Source organism: Bradyrhizobium sp. SZCCHNRI3043, assembly GCF_032377735.1.
Lineage (GTDB): Bacteria > Pseudomonadota > Alphaproteobacteria > Rhizobiales > Xanthobacteraceae > Bradyrhizobium.
This window is the reverse complement of sequence record NZ_JAUHID010000001.1, coordinates 705,132-719,506: the sequence shown is the minus strand read 5'-3', so window position 1 is coordinate 719,506 and position 14,375 is coordinate 705,132. Positions and strand designations below refer to the sequence as shown.

10 protein-coding genes are annotated in these 14,375 nt (G+C 66.1%); 3 read left to right on the top strand and 7 right to left on the bottom strand.

The genetic code is table 11. The annotated features are described in order from the left end of the window. Positions 1–32 precede the first annotated feature (32 nt). The 3 genes from QX124_RS03355 to QX124_RS03345 all read right to left on the bottom strand — a co-directional run bounded on the left by QX124_RS03355 (position 33) and on the right by QX124_RS03345 (position 5,269). On the bottom strand, positions 33–1,850 hold the full coding sequence (locus QX124_RS03355; protein ID WP_315796267.1) for an ABC transporter ATP-binding protein: 1,818 nt from the start codon (positions 1,848–1,850) through the stop codon (positions 33–35). A 274-nt stretch (positions 1,851–2,124) separates the two neighbouring features. Continuing rightward, positions 2,125–3,714 carry a DHA2 family efflux MFS transporter permease subunit gene (locus QX124_RS03350; protein WP_315771381.1) on the bottom strand — a complete coding sequence of 530 codons (1,590 nt, stop codon included), beginning with the start codon at positions 3,712–3,714 and terminating at the stop codon, positions 2,125–2,127. Between the two features lie 223 nt (positions 3,715–3,937). After that, on the bottom strand, positions 3,938–5,269 hold the full coding sequence (locus QX124_RS03345; protein ID WP_315771379.1) for an HlyD family secretion protein: 1,332 nt from the start codon (positions 5,267–5,269) through the stop codon (positions 3,938–3,940). A 187-nt stretch (positions 5,270–5,456) separates the two neighbouring features. Here QX124_RS03345 and QX124_RS03340 point away from each other — a divergent pair, with 187 nt between their 5' ends. After that, positions 5,457–6,095 (top strand): TetR/AcrR family transcriptional regulator, encoded by a 639-nt coding sequence (locus QX124_RS03340; RefSeq protein ID WP_315771377.1) that lies wholly within the window; start codon positions 5,457–5,459, stop codon positions 6,093–6,095. Between the two features lie 205 nt (positions 6,096–6,300). Here QX124_RS03340 and QX124_RS03335 read toward each other — a convergent pair whose 3' ends face one another. After that, entirely contained in the window at positions 6,301–6,741 is a 441-nt protein-coding gene (locus QX124_RS03335; RefSeq protein WP_315796265.1) for a hypothetical protein, read from the bottom strand. Between the two features lie 1,604 nt (positions 6,742–8,345). Beyond that, on the bottom strand, positions 8,346–8,837 hold the full coding sequence (gene nikR / locus QX124_RS03330; RefSeq protein WP_315796264.1) for a nickel-responsive transcriptional regulator NikR: 492 nt from the start codon (positions 8,835–8,837) through the stop codon (positions 8,346–8,348). Positions 8,838–9,034: 197 nt separating this feature from the next. On the opposite strand from nikR, the gene QX124_RS03325 reads away from it, so the two are divergent. Both QX124_RS03325 and QX124_RS03320 read left to right on the top strand, forming a co-directional pair. Beyond that, complete coding sequence (locus tag QX124_RS03325; RefSeq protein WP_315796262.1) at positions 9,035–11,368, top strand: TonB-dependent receptor; 2,334 nt, start codon at positions 9,035–9,037, stop codon at positions 11,366–11,368. Positions 11,369–11,706: 338 nt separating this feature from the next. After that, positions 11,707–12,321 (top strand): class I SAM-dependent methyltransferase, encoded by a 615-nt coding sequence (locus QX124_RS03320; RefSeq protein ID WP_315796261.1) that lies wholly within the window; start codon positions 11,707–11,709, stop codon positions 12,319–12,321. On the opposite strand, the gene QX124_RS03315 is transcribed toward QX124_RS03320, so the two are convergent. Further along, positions 12,322–12,588, bottom strand: coding sequence for a hypothetical protein (locus QX124_RS03315; RefSeq protein ID WP_315796259.1), 267 nt, complete (start codon positions 12,586–12,588; stop codon positions 12,322–12,324). It lies immediately after the preceding gene. Between the two features lie 287 nt (positions 12,589–12,875). Continuing rightward, positions 12,876–14,060 (bottom strand): extensin family protein, encoded by a 1,185-nt coding sequence (locus QX124_RS03310; protein WP_315796257.1) that lies wholly within the window; start codon positions 14,058–14,060, stop codon positions 12,876–12,878. Between the last annotated feature and the right edge of the window lie 315 nt (positions 14,061–14,375).

The window sequence follows — 14,375 nt, the reverse complement described above, 5'->3', positions numbered from 1 at the left end:
CGCCGACAGCGCCGGGCCCCTCACCATTTTTGTTAACCAGCCGCCGAGAGCTGGCCGAACTCGGTGGCCTGGCGCTCGAACAGGCTGCGGTAGAGCCCGCCGGGTCTGCCGACCAGCGCGGCGTGGCTGCCCTGCTCGACGATGCGGCCGCGATCGAACACCAGGATGCGGTCGAGACTGCGCACGGTCGCCAGACGATGCGCGATCACGATCGCCGTCCTGCCCTTCATCAGCCGCTCCATCGCCTCCTGGATCAGCGCCTCCGATTCCGAATCGAGGCTCGACGTCGCCTCATCCAGGATCAGCACGCGCGCGTCCGCCAGGAACGCCCGCGCCAGCGCCACTCGCTGCCGCTCGCCGCCCGACAGCTTGACGCCGCGCTCGCCGACCAGCGTGCCGTAGCCCTTGGGCAGGCGCGTGATGAACTCATGCGCGTTGGCGAGCCGCGCCGCCTGCTCGATCTCGGCCTGGCTGGCGCCGGGCCGGCCATAGGCGATGTTCTCGGCCAGCGAGCGGTGGAACAGGATCGGCTCCTGCTGCACGATCGCGATCTGGCTGCGCAGCGAGTCCTGCTTGGCGTGCGCGATGTCCTGGCCGTCGATCATGATGCGGCCGCCGCTGACGTCGTAGAGCCGCTGCACCAGCTTGACGAAGGTCGTCTTGCCGGAGCCCGAGCGCCCGACCAGCCCGATCCGCTCGCCCGGCCGGATGTCCACCGACAGCCTGTCGTAGAGGGAGCTGCGATGGCCGCCATAGTGGAACGTCACCGCATCGAACACGATGTGCCCGCCGGTCACCGCGATCGGCTTCGCGTTCGCCGCATCGACGATGCCGATCGGCTCGCCATGGATCGCCACCAGCTCGTCCATGTCGTTGACCGCCCGCTGCAGGTTGTTGATGTGCATGCCGACGTCGCGCAGATAGGCATGGATCACGTAATAGCTGGTGAGCACATAAGTGACGTCGCCCGGCGAGGCCTTGCCTGCCATCCACAGCAGCACGGCGCCGCCGATCACCGAGGAGCGCAGGCACAAGAGCACGCCGAGCTGCACCGCAGCCGTGGTGTTGTAGCGCAGCCACGTGCGATTGACCCGCCGGGACCAGCGGCTGACGACGCGCATCAGCCGACCGTCCTCACGCGCCTCGGCGCCGAACGACTTCACCACCGCGTTGCAGCTCAACGCGTCGGCCAGCGTGCCGCCGACCTTGGTGTCCCAGGCATTGGAGATGCGCGCGGCCGGGGCGATGTAGCGGGTCGAGAACACGACGGTCATCGCGACATACAGCACTGCGCCGATCGCGATCACTCCGCCCAGCGCGCCCCAGTGCAGCCCGAGCAGCACCATCGAGCCCAGCAGCACCGACAGCGACGGCAGCAGCGCCAGCAGGATGGTGTCGTTGTAGAGGTCGAGCGCCCACATGCCCCGGGTGATCTTGCGCACCGTGGAGCCGGCGAAGCTGTTGGCGTGCCAGTCGGTCGAGAAGCGCTGCACGCGTACGAATGCGTCGCGCGCCACGTCGGACATGATGCGCAGGGTGAACGGCACGATCAGTTGCAGGCCCGACAATCGCAGCACGATCGAGGCGAAGCCGAGGGCTACGATGGCGGCGAACGCCACCAGCGCGCTGTGCCGTGCATCGGCATTGCCTGGGCCCAGAGTGAGCGCATCGACCAGCCGGCCAGAGAACAGCGGCATGAACAGATCGGCAGCGGTGGCGCCGAGCAGCGCGCACGCAATGCCGAGCGTCATGCGTGGCTGCTTCAGCCAGTGGCGGGTCACGAACGGGATCACGACGCGGATCGCGGCGGGACGCTTGTCGGCCTTCAGGCCGGAGACGTCGACGGTCATGGCATCATCCGGCCGCGCTCGTCGCGCCGGGCCGGCTCCAAATAGTGCAGACGCGACGCGGCGCGCGGTCTGCGGATGAGGAATCAGGCGTTGGGAAGTTAAGCGATGGTGCTCAAAGCGAGCGGCCGAACACCAGAACAGGCATCGAGCGGGTGCATGCGATCTGCAGATGCGATGTGGTCATGCAAATCTCCCCGGTTCGAGCGACAATTCTTGTTCCATACCATCGACGGTATGATTTGGCAACCCGCGGCGCGCGCAGGAGCCGCTCACGTCAATGTGCGTCGCCGCCGCCCGCCATCGGCGAGCTCGGCTTGTTGAGCAGCATGACCATGAAGCTGAGCGCAATGTAGAAGCAGGTCAGCATGAAGAAGGCATCGCCATAGCCCATCACCACGGCCTGCCGGTGCACGATCTGCGAGAGCTGCTTCATCGCCATCAGCGCGGAATCGCCCATGCCCTGCAGCTTCTGCTGCAGCATGTTGAGGGTCTCGACCGCGGTCGCATTGCCCCAGGTCACCCGCTCGTGCAGGCGCGAAATGTGCAGGTCGGTGCGGTCGTTCAGCACCTGGTTGATCACGGCGAGTCCGACCGCGCCACCGAGATTGCGCATCAGGTTGAACAGGCCCGAAGCGTTCTTGACGCGGTCCGGCGCCAGAGTGCCGAGCGCGATGTTGTTGGTCGGCACCATCGCGCACATCATGCCGACGCCACGCAGCACCTGCGGCACGAACAGCTCCCAGAAATCGTAGTCGCGGGTGATCCCGGTCATCTGGTAGGAGCCGATGGCGAAGATGACGAGGCCGAAGGCGATGATCAGGCGCATGTCGATCTTCACCATCAGCCGGCCGACCACGGGCGCCATCAGGAACATGGTCACGCCCGACACGAACATCGTCTCGCCGATCATCAGCGCGCTGTAGCCGCGCACCTCGGCGAGATAGCGCGGATAGATGTAGGTCAGGCCGTAGAGGCCGATGCCGATGCAGAACTGCAGCAGGCAGCCGACCGTGAAGTTGCGGTCGCCGAACGCATAGAGGTCGACGATCGGCTCGTCGACCGTCAGCACGCGCCAGAAGAAGCACACCGCCGAGACGGCGCAGACCGCGGCGAAGATCGCCACCGACGTGTCCTGCAGCCACTCATATTGCGGCCCTTCCTCCAGCACGTATTCGAGTGAGCCGAGGAATCCGGCCATGAACAGCAGGCCCCACCAGTCGAAGCGGTCGAGCAGCTCGAAATGCGGCTCGTCGAAATCGACCAAGGCGAGCACGCCGACCGTGATGAGGATGCCCGGCGGGATGTTGACGAAGAACAGCCAATGCCAGGACATCGCGTCGGTAATGTAGCCGCCGACCGTCGGGCCGACCGTCGGCGCAAGGGTGGCGACGAGCCCGATGATCGGGCCGACGACGTTGAACTTGGAGCGCGGGAACACCGTGTAGGCCGAGGCGAACACGGTCGGGATCATGCCGGCGCCGAGAAAGCCCTGGAGCGCGCGCCATACGATCATCTGCTCGATCGAGGACGCGAAGCCGCACAGGAAGCTGGAGATGGTGAATCCCGCGGCCGAGATCGCGAACAACAGCCGCGTGCCGAGCGCGCGCGACAGAAAGCCGGACAAGGGAATCGCGATCACCTCGGCAATCAGATAGGCGGTCTGCACCCAGGACACTTCGCTGGAGCTCGCCGACAGTCCGGCCTGGATCTCGCTGAGCGACGCCGACACGATCTGGATGTCCAGGATCGACATGAACATGCCGAACACCATGATCAGGAACGCGATCAGCCGCCGCGGCGCGATGCGGTCCGACGGCGCCGCCGGTGCGCTCATGGTGGGATTGGCTGTGGTGGCGGTGGCCATGGTCTAATGAGTCCGCTGGAGTCGATGACCGCGCCGCGTCACAGGTGCGCTCCCCTCCCCCGCGCGAAGCGGAGCTTCGCTAGGCGGGGAGGGGTCGGGGGTGGGGGTCCCCAACGGCGGTCTCGCCCGGAGACCCCCCACCCCAACCCTCCCCGCAAGGGGGGAGGGAGCTGACTTCCGATGACGCGACAGCGAATGCAATCGCGCCGGTTAGATCAACTTGCTACTTCCCCTGCACCGTCGCCGGCGCGTCGAGATCTCCGTCACTGTCGGCATCCTTGGCGCCGTCGGTGGTGTCCACCGTGACGTAGACCGACATGCCGGCGCGCAAGAGGTTCTGCCGCGCCACGTCCTTCGGCACGCGGATGCGCACCGGCAGGCGCTGCACGATCTTGGTGAAGTTGCCGGTCGCGTTGTCCGGTGGCAGCAGGGTGAACACCGAACCCGCGGCCGGCGAGATGCTGTCGACCACGCCCTTGAAGCCGCGCGCGCCGTAAGCATCAACCTTGATGGTCACCGGCTGGCCCGGACGGATACGCTTGAGCTGGGTTTCCTTGAAGTTGGCGTCGATGAACACGTCGTCGAGCGGCACGACGTTGCCGAGCCGCTGGCCGACCGCGACGAAATCGCCGGTGTTGACGAGGCGGTTGGAGAAGGTGCCGTCGACCGGCGCGCGCACGGTGGCAAATTCGAGATCGCGCTCGGCCTTGGCGAGCGAGGTCTTGAGCTCGGCGAGCTGCGCCTGGGCCTCGACCTGCTGCGCCTTCGTCACCTCGACATTGTCGCGGGCGGCGTCGAACGCGGCGCGCGCTGCGCGCACCCCGGCCATGCCCTGATCGCGCGTGGCTTCCGACTGCTCGAAGGTCGCATGCGAGGCAAAACCCTTGCTGCTCAGCGCCTGCTGGCGCTCATAGTCGAGCCCGGCGCGCTTCATCGCGGCTTCGGATGAGGTGAGATTGGCCTGCGCCTGCTCGACGGCGCTCTGCTGCGCGGCGACCTGGCGGCCGATGCGCGCGATGGTCGCCTCCTGGGTGGCGATCTTGCTGCGCGCGGCGTCGACTGCGATCTTGTAGTCGCCGTCATCGATGCGGAAGATCACGTCGCCCTTGCGGACCACCGAATTGTCCCGCGGCACGATCTCCTGGATGTGCCCGGAGACGCGCGCGCCCAGCATGGTGTTGTTGGCGCGGACATAGGAATCGTCGGTCGAAACCATGAAGCGGCCGACCAGATAATAGTGCGTGGCATAGCTGGCGGCGGCGAGCGCGAGCAGCACGCCGATGCTGGCGAGCACGCGCTTGCGCTTGCCGGATTTCGGCGCGGCGGCGGGCGCGGCTTGCGGCTTCGCTGCGGCAGGAGCGCCGGCCGGCGCGGGCCGTTCGGATGGCGCCTCGGTGCTGACGTCTGCCTTCAGCTCAGCCGGCTTGGCATCAGCCGGCTTGCGCTGCGCCATGTCGCTGGGCTGCGGCCGGACCGACTCAGCGCTCGGCTGTTTCGACGCTTCCTCGGCGTCCGGACGGCGCGCCCGTACAGCCTGATCTCTCGCAGCGGCCATCAGAGACTCCCACCCATGACAGCGGGGCCGCTCAGGCCCCGAAAATCCCGACCGAACCGTACGGTCAATCCACATCTACCATTGACCGAACCGTTCGGTCAATATACATCTTCGCTATCGCAACATATCCGCGCGGATGCCTTGGTGACGTTGGCGCCGGCCAAATCTTCGGGAACAGCCTAAACCAATGATTGAGGCGGACCACAATACCACCCAAGCGACGTCGGACGACGATTCCTCGAAGCGCCGGCAAATCCTCGAAGGCGCCCGCAAGGTGTTCATGGACATGGGCTTCGACGGCGCCAGCATGGGCGAGATCGCGCGCGTGGCCGGCGTCTCCAAGGGTACCCTCTACGTCTACTTCGCCGACAAATTCCGCCTGTTCGAGGCGATCGTCGCGGAGGAGACCGTGCATCGGGGCGCCTCGAACTTCAGCTTCGATCCCGCCCGCGACGCCGCAACCGTGCTGTACGAATTCGGCACCGCCTGGATCGCGGTCGTCTGCCGCCCCGGCGGCGGATCGGCGATCCGCACCGTGATGGCGATTGCCGAACGCATGCCGGAGGTGGGGCGGCGCTACTATGATTGCGTCATCGAGGGCACGATCGGCCGGCTCGCCGCCTATCTGCAGGCGCGCGTCGATGCCGGGGAGCTCGCCATCGACGACTGCCACCTCGCCGCATCGCAATTCCAGCTGATGTGCCAGGCCACGCTGTTCCTGCCCTTCATCTTTCAGGGAGCCCCCGCCCCCTCGCCCGACGAGGTACACAAAGTGGTGGCGAGCGCCGTCCGCATGTTCCTCGCGACCTACGGCATCAAGAGTTGAGACGCCGCTGACCGCAGCGATGCGCGCGGCGATGTCGGCACAACAGATATCGGCGCAAGACATGTCAGCCCGAGATATGCCAGCATAAGACATGCGCTCTCCTTCTCGCGGCTGGTGACGCCCGAGCTTTGCGTTCGGATCACCCTCGGATCGATCGGAGGGTGCAGGGAAGGCCGGGCGCTGGCCGCGCCCGTGGCCCGCCTGCTCAAAAAAAATGCAGGCGGCAGGTACCACAGGTCTGGCCGAACACACCCGGCCCTCCCCGCGCGATGGGCTTACGATTTATACGTAATCTCCCCGGTGTCCGGGCTTGTAGCCACCGTCGCCCGCGCAGATGCGCGAGCATCTGCTGCGAACTTGACGCCAGCATCGGGGCGCCAGGACCATACGACTTCATCGTCCTGCCGATCGCGTTCGTCCGCTCGCGATAAGCGCGCTGCGCGCCGACAGGCCACCGCTCCCCGCCTCCAACGCTCGTGACGACCGCGAAACGTCCCTCTTCGATCGAGGCGGGATGGGGGTAGACAACCATGAAATTCGGAAAAATGGAAGATGAAAATTTTTGCGCGAGGGACTGGACAGGGCAAATCAGCTTGAGCGGACTGACAAATTTAGTTTTTGCGCGCACATAGACTTTAAAGCGCATGACAGCAGCAGTGCGGCGTCATCGCGACCGAAGCGACGCGATCCAGGGGCCGCACCAACGGTCTGGATTGCTTCCGCCTACGCCCGATCGGCTTCGGCGGACACGTCGGCGCAAGGGCGCCTTGCAATGACGTGGACGATGCAAGGCGCGCAGGGTGGACAAACGGCGCCTTGCTCCGCTGCAGCCGCGGGGGACGATGCAACGGCGCCGCCCACCCTTCCAAAACCGATGCACCTGCCTGAACTGGACAGCCGGCCGGAGCCTAAAGTCCGAGAAGGGCCACTAGCCGACGCCAGTTCGTCAGTCATGCTGCTAGACGGGGTACCGCCACCGCAGAGCGCGACGGACGACAACCAGCGCCAAAACGTTTGCCGGGAGACTTAACCAAAGGATCGCCGGGACTGACAACGCGATGCATGCGTGGATCAGGTAAATGAACTGCCCAATCAGGCCGGCAAGAAGCGCAACTCTGGTCCAGCCCAACAGCGTTCGCGGCATCCAATCATCGGACTCGCCGATTAGATGTGACGCGATCCATGCTCCCAGGAATTCCATGCTCTGCCCTAGCACCCCGTCGTTTGAGGATATGTAACGAGCTAGCTTCAATATTGATCAAGCCCGCTCTGGGTCAATAGCTGAGACTGTTGACTAAGCCGCTGCTTAACGAGAACTGTCGTCGCCAACAACGTCTCGCTGCTGGTCCAAAATGCGCCTCAGCTCCGACGAGGGTCGACGAATTGCTCGCTTGGCGCGTCGGCCAATCGATCTGCTGTGTCGGAAAAACGCATAACCAGCGAGCAGAATTGCAGTGACGCCAGAAATCACGTGACCAGCCGCTAGAGTCGCAAAGCAGAGCGGCCCACCGACGCAGATCACGCCGGTCCATAGTAGACAGAATCCAAGGTAAGTCTTGCCTGTCGGGATGCCGCTGCTCATGGTCACAACCGTAGCGCCTTTATGATCTCTCGGCCCGGCAAAATCGTCCGCGCCGCATCCGCACGTGGCCAATGGTGAATCTAGGATTGACGCTATCTGCCATTGTCCCGGTCGGACCAGGCGCTAGGTGTTTCGCCGACGGCATCCGCAGGCGCATGACCGGGCGCTAGCCCGCCGGCTCTGGGAGCGCTCGGAGCAGTTGCTCGACGCAGCCCCGACGATGTCACACGCAGCCGTGCGGGCCATCTGATGGGTGTCGGAAACATCAGTTGTAGGGTGGGCAAAGTAGCCGCCTGCAGGTCGGTCGCGTGCCCACCATCGCTCCGCGCACGAGAAAGCGGGTTGGTGGGCACCGCGCGACGCATCACGTACTACCCTGTCGCCAACACAAGCGAAGCAATCAGAGGCGCGGGAAGAGTCTGGATTGCTTCGGCGCAAGAGCGCCTCGCATTGACAGAGAGTAGGCAGGCTCCGCGCCAAAACCTCAACTGTCGTCGCCCGGCTCGACCGGGCGATCCAGTATTCCGCGGCGGGCTGTGATGACACGCGACGTCACGGCGTACTGGATGCCCGCCGGAGCCTGCCCTCGGGCTCGCCAAAGGCGAGACCCGGGGGGCGGGCATGACATCGGAGGATTTGGCCGGCAGTGTGCCAAATCTCTTTCTGCTCTACTTCTTCCCGCTCTTGGTCGTGTGGGAATGTGAATGGCTGTGACTATGGGCGTGGCTATGCGAATGCGCATGCCCGTGATCCTGCGCCGCCTCGACCGGCATCATCGCGACGTGGCCGTGGCGGACGCCGCGCTCGGCGATGACGTGGTCGGCGAACGCCTTGACCTCGCGCCGCTCGCCCTTGAGCACGGTGACCTCGAGGCAGCTCTCCTGGTCGATGTGCACGTGCAGGGTCGCCTGGGCGAGGCCGGAATGGTCGTGCGCCTCCTGGGTGAGGCGCTTCGGCAGCTCGCGCGCGGCGTGGTCGTAGACGTAGCTGAGCGTCGCGATGCAGTGCCGGCTGTCGCTGGCGCCGGCGTCAGCCGTCTCTAAGCCGCTGCGCAGCAGATCGCGAAACGCCTCCGAACGATTGTCGTAGCCGCGCCGGGCCATGAAGGCGTCGACCTCGGCGAGCAGATCGTCGTCGATCGTGATCGTCAGGCGCTGCATGTCCGTCTCCTCGAGCTGCGCGGCAAGCGCCTATCCACCGCATGAGTATGATGTATTCACGTTGACATCATACCGGTGTCACCTTAGCGTTCTTTAACATTCGACAGTAGGGCGATCCAAGCGAGCATGACGCGGGCCAACGAAGGCGCGCGGCAGTTGAAGATGCATGCCCTGTGGCGAGCTCTAGGGGCGTGACGATGCGGTGGCGTGGGGCGAGTGTTGGCGTGCTGATGGCGGCATTGGCGCAGCAGGCACACGCCCATCCGGAACGGGCCGCCGCCGAGCTGCCGACGGTCGACGTGGATGCTCCCCGACGCACGGCCAAGCCGAAGCCGCAGGTCCGGCGTGAGGCACGGCGGCCGAAGCCGGCCGCCGCCGGTACGGCGACGCATGCGACGCCGGCCGCCACGGCCGCGGCTGCACCGTCCGGCGCGCCCAATGTCGGCTCCGGCCCGGCGCGGCCGCAGGGCATGGCGAGCGAGGTCGTGATATCCGGCGAGGAGATCAACGCCCGCCCGGCCACGCGGCCCGGCGAGGTGCTCGAAGCGGTGCCCGGCCTGATCGTCACGCAGCACTCGGGCGAGGGCAAAGCCAACCAGTATTTCCTGCGCGGCTACAATCTCGACCACGGCACCGATCTCGCGCTCTTCGTCGACGATGTGCCGGTCAACATGCGCACCCATGCCCATGGCCAGGGCTATGCCGATCTCAACTGGCTGATGCCGGAGACGATCGGCCGCCTCGACGTGCGCAAGGGGCCCTATTTCGCCGACGAAGGCGACTTCGCCTCGGTCGGCAGCGTCCATATCGGCCTGGTCGACAGCGTGCCGAAGGCGATCATGCAGATGACGGCGGGCAGTTTCGGCTATCGCCGCTTCTTCGGCATGGACTCGGTGCATGTCGGCGAAGGCCATCTGCTGATTGCCGGCGAGGCGGGCCGCTATGACGGACCGTGGACCGCGCCCGATGATGCCAAGAAGCTGAACGGCCTGATGCGGTATTCGCAGGGCACCGCGACCGACGGCTTCTCGATCACCGGCATGGCCTATGCGAACCGCTGGACCTCGACCGACCAGGTGCCGGAGCGCGCCATCACCTCCGGATATCTCGGCCGCTACGATGCGGTCGATCCGACCGACGGCGGCAAGACCAACCGCTTCGCGCTGTCCGGCCGCATCGCCGGGTCAGACGATGCCGGCTCGTGGAAGGCCAACGCCTATGTGGTGAAGAGCCAGCTCGATCTCTACAACAACTTCACCTATGCGCTCCGCGACCCCGTCAATGGCGACCAGTTCCACCAGCACGACGACCGGCTGATGGTCGGGGCCAACGCGTCGCGCACCTTCGACGGCAGCCTTGCCGGGCGCCCGGTGGAGACGACCGTCGGCGTCCAGACGCGCTATGACGGCATCGCGCTCGCCTTGACCAACACCCGTCAGCGGGTGCTGCTCTCCGACATCGATGCCAACAACACCGGCGTCGTTCGCGCCGACAAGGTCGGCGAAGGCAGCGTCGGGCTCTATGTCGAAAACACGGTGCGCTGGACCGACTGGCTGCGCACCACGGTCGGCTATCGCGGCGACTATTATCAGACCCACGTGTATTCGCTGACGAACGGCAACAACACCGGCGATGCCGCAGCCAGCCTCGGCAGCCCGAAATTCAGGATGGAGATCGGGCCGTTCAACAAGACCGAGTTCTTCGTCGGCGCCGGCTATGGCATGCACAGCAACGATGCCCGCGGCGCGACCACCACCGAGGATCCGGCCGATCCGACCAACAAGCTCGCCTCCTCGCCGCTTCTCGTCCGCACCAAGGGCGCCGAGGTCGGCGTGCGCACGCGCATCATTCCGGGACTCGACTCGTCGCTGAGCGTGTTCATGCTCAACCAGGATTCCGAGATCCTGTTCTCCGGCGATGCCGGCGACACCGAGGCGAGCCGGCCGAGCCGGCGCTACGGCTTCGAGCTGACCAACCATTACCGGCCGGCGTCGTGGATCGACATCGATGCCGATCTGGCGATGACGCATGCCCGCTTCGTCGGCGACAACACCGACCAGGCGGCGGTCTACACCTCGCTCGCCGGCTACCCCCAGGCACAGCTTGGCAATGCACCGGGCAACTCCATCCCGAACGCGCCGTCGATGATCGCCTCGGCCGGCATCACGCTCGGCGAGAAGACCGGCTGGTTCGGCGGATTGCGCTGGCGCTATCTCGGATCGACGCCGCTGACCGAGGACAACTATTTCCGCTCGACCGCGACCAGCGTGTTCAACGGCCGCATCGGCTTCCGCGACGCCAATGGCTGGCGCATCCAGCTCGACGTGCTGAACCTGCTCAACACCAAGGCCAGCCAGATCTCCTACGGTTACGGCTCGCTGCTGCCGACCGACCAGCTCTACAAGGACTGCTATGTGTCGCCGCCCGCGACGCCGGTTCCGGCGCAGGTCTGCCAGACCGGCGTCATGGACCGCGTGCTGCACCCGATCGAGCCGCTGACGTTCCGGGTGACGGTGGCGGGGACGTTTTGAGGACTTGATCGTCGTAGCGGCATGACCGTTCCGGCAGCTCGTTCAACGCACGCTATCGCCGCGCAGGCGGTGCGCTCCCCTCCCCTTGCGGGGAGGGGTTGGTATTCACGGGTCCCGCCGTTGATGAGAGCCAGCGCGCCCAGGCACGACGCTTCGTTGCGTGTCGCATTACGCACCCCATGAATTCTCGACAGATGGTGGGGATCTCACCTCGTTCAGCGCGTGGGGACCCCCACCCCCGACCCCTCCCCGCAAGGGGGAGGGGAGCCCACCACCGCCTGGGCAAGAGTTCGAGCCGTCGCGTGCTATAATGTGTGCCTCTCCTCGGGACCGAAACCATGTCCGACCGCACCACCCATTGGCAGAACGTCTACACCACCAAGGCCGAGACCGAGGTCAGCTGGTACCAGGACGATCCGGCGACCTCGCTGCGGCTGATCCGCGAGGCCGGCGCGACGCCGACATCGCGGATCATCGATATCGGCGGCGGCGCCTCACGGCTGGTCGATGCGCTGCTCGCGGCCGGCTACAGCGCGCTCGCCGTGCTCGACATCTCCGATGCGGCACTGGCGACGGCGCGCCGCAGGCTCGGCGCGGCGGCAGCCGGGGTCACGTGGATCGCCTCCGACGTCACCACCTGGACGCCGGACGCGCGCTACGACGTCTGGCACGACCGGGCCGCCTTCCATTTCCTCACCGCGCCTGAGGACCGCGCCGCCTACGTCGACCGCCTGCGCGCGGCGGTGGTGCCCGGCGGGGCCGTCATCATCGGCACGTTCGCGCCCGATGGTCCGGAGAGGTGCAGCGGACTGCCGGTCGTCCGCTACGACGCCCACAGCCTGGCCGCAACGCTGGGTCCTGCTTTCACGCTGGAGGACAGTTGCACCGAGGCGCATCGCACGCCATGGGACTCGACGCAGCAGTTCCAGTTCTGCCGCTTCCGCGCCGGTTAGTCAGCAGCACAGAGGCGGGCCATCCGACACGACGAGAACCTCGATGTCGGTATCCTCGCTGCGCGCGGCATCGTCCGCTCCGCCAGCCGACGTCTCACTCTGCGGCGGCGTGCGCCAGGGAATCGGCTTCGGCGGCATCCGCTCCAGACGCTGCGCATCGGCGACGGCGCGACGTGCCGTCTTCAGCGAGCGGCAGACCAGCACGGCCTGCTCGGCGGTGCCGACCTCGAAGCCCGAGCCAATCGCCTTGATGCGATACGATACCATCTCCGCCTCTCCCAATCCGGCAGCAACCAGAACCCCGCGCGCCTTGTTCCTGGCGACTGTGGCAGGTCTAGTGTCGGCCAATGGCGGACGGCAAAACTGGTCAACGGACTCCTAATGCGCAGCGCGTGACATCGGCGTTTCCGTTTCGCGGCGGGACAGAGTGCCTTCACGCGCGGCTGACGGCGGGAGAAATCCACAGCCGCGCACAGGCGCGAGCGAATGGCGAATGGCGACCGGGCGATCGTCCCGATCCCGATTCGCTACTCGCTATTCCCTATTCGCTCCTCTCAATAGTCCCGGAATTCGTCTTCCTCGTTGATCAGCTGGCCGATGCTGCGCGGCTGCTTGCGCGACGGGATCGAGCTGGTCACGTCGGGTTCGCGCTGGCCATAGCCATAACGCCGCTGCTGCGCGCGCGCCGCCACCGCCTCGCCGGACTGCGCGGCCGGCTGGCAGATCAGGCGGCGGCTGGCGCGGCGCATCAGGTCCACATGGATGTGGTCGTAGTGATAGACGTTGGAGCCCGGCGCCAGCACGGTGGTGAACTGCTGGCAGGCGCCCCCCTGGATGTCGCGCAGAAAGCCCTGCTCCTCCGGCAGGCCGATCCAGCCATCCTTGACGCTGATGCGACGGCCGTCGGCGAGCGTGAAGGCGGCGATGTCGAGCGCGTTGCCGAAGGCATGCTCGGAAATATGCGCGCTCGGATTGCCGTTCATGCCGCGGCAGGAATAGGCCGAGATCTGCTTGATCTCGACGACCTTGGTGCCGAACCAGCGCTGGGCCGCCGGCTGCACCGATTCCGCAAGCCAGCGGTCAAGCGCCGAGACGATCGGACAGGCGAGCGTCGCGGTCGGCTTCACCGCGACCGGGCCGACGGTGCCGACCGGATCGCGCGACGGTCCGAGCCGCGGCGGCGGTTCCTGCGGCGGATAGGCGGTGCGAGCGGCCGGCTGACCGCGATAGGGCGAATAGGCCGCGTCGGCCGGCTGATCGACGTCGTCCTCGCCGACCGGCGGCTCGAGCTGCAGTGGCGCGCCGGGAGGAGCGCCATAGGACGGCGATGCGGAATTCGGATAGGCCGCGCTCGACGCGGGATAGGCCGGCTGCGGCGCGGCCTGCGGCTGATAGGTCGCGGGCGGGGCGTAGCGTTGCGGCGGCTGGTTGATCGGCCAGCGCGGCTGGCCGCCGATCGCGGCCGGTGGACGCAGGCTTTCATCGGCGAAGCCATAGCTCGTGGTCGCTTCGCCGAGCGCTGCCACCTTCAGCGGATAGTCGGCGCCGCACATGCCGGGGCCGGAGATCGGATTGATGCGGACGATATCCGCGCTCTCCTTCACCGCGCCCGATTTCAGGCAGGCGATCTCGGCCTCGGCCCGCCACGGCTCGCGCTCCTGGAAGAATCCACGGCCGCAACCCGCAAGCGAGACAAGGACGATGGAGCCGACGAGATACAAACGAACTCCGCGCGTCATATGCAGAGGTTTGCGGCAATTTGCTTAAGGACCTGTCAATGCCGTCCATTTACGGCGCGCAAACCATTGTGACGTGAAAGGCAGTCCATTTACGGGGAAGCGACAACCGCGCTGTCATTTTTGCCGATGCCGATCGGATATGTGTGGCGCGCGCTCCGCGGAACGCCTGCGTCAGAAGCGACGCGCACGAGAGATACGAAAACGGGAGCCGTCCCATGAGCCCTGCCGATCGGCTGAGCATGGTGGTCACGTATATCGTGTTTGCATTCGTCGGCGCCATCGTCGTCGGGATGATCTGATCGCTGAGATCCGATC

Coding starts and splice junctions, on each gene's coding strand:
- QX124_RS03355 (WP_315796267.1), bottom strand. CDS start 1,850: ATGACCGTCGACGTCTCCGGCCTGAAGGCCGACAAGCGTCCCGCCGCG.
- QX124_RS03350 (WP_315771381.1), bottom strand. CDS start 3,714: ATGGCCACCGCCACCACAGCCAATCCCACCATGAGCGCACCGGCGGCG.
- QX124_RS03345 (WP_315771379.1), bottom strand. CDS start 5,269: ATGGCCGCTGCGAGAGATCAGGCTGTACGGGCGCGCCGTCCGGACGCC.
- QX124_RS03340 (WP_315771377.1), top strand. CDS start 5,457: ATGATTGAGGCGGACCACAATACCACCCAAGCGACGTCGGACGACGAT.
- QX124_RS03335 (WP_315796265.1), bottom strand. CDS start 6,741: ATGCGCTTTAAAGTCTATGTGCGCGCAAAAACTAAATTTGTCAGTCCG.
- nikR (WP_315796264.1), bottom strand. CDS start 8,837: ATGCAGCGCCTGACGATCACGATCGACGACGATCTGCTCGCCGAGGTC.
- QX124_RS03325 (WP_315796262.1), top strand. CDS start 9,035: ATGCGGTGGCGTGGGGCGAGTGTTGGCGTGCTGATGGCGGCATTGGCG.
- QX124_RS03320 (WP_315796261.1), top strand. CDS start 11,707: ATGTCCGACCGCACCACCCATTGGCAGAACGTCTACACCACCAAGGCC.
- QX124_RS03315 (WP_315796259.1), bottom strand. CDS start 12,588: ATGGTATCGTATCGCATCAAGGCGATTGGCTCGGGCTTCGAGGTCGGC.
- QX124_RS03310 (WP_315796257.1), bottom strand. CDS start 14,060: ATGACGCGCGGAGTTCGTTTGTATCTCGTCGGCTCCATCGTCCTTGTC.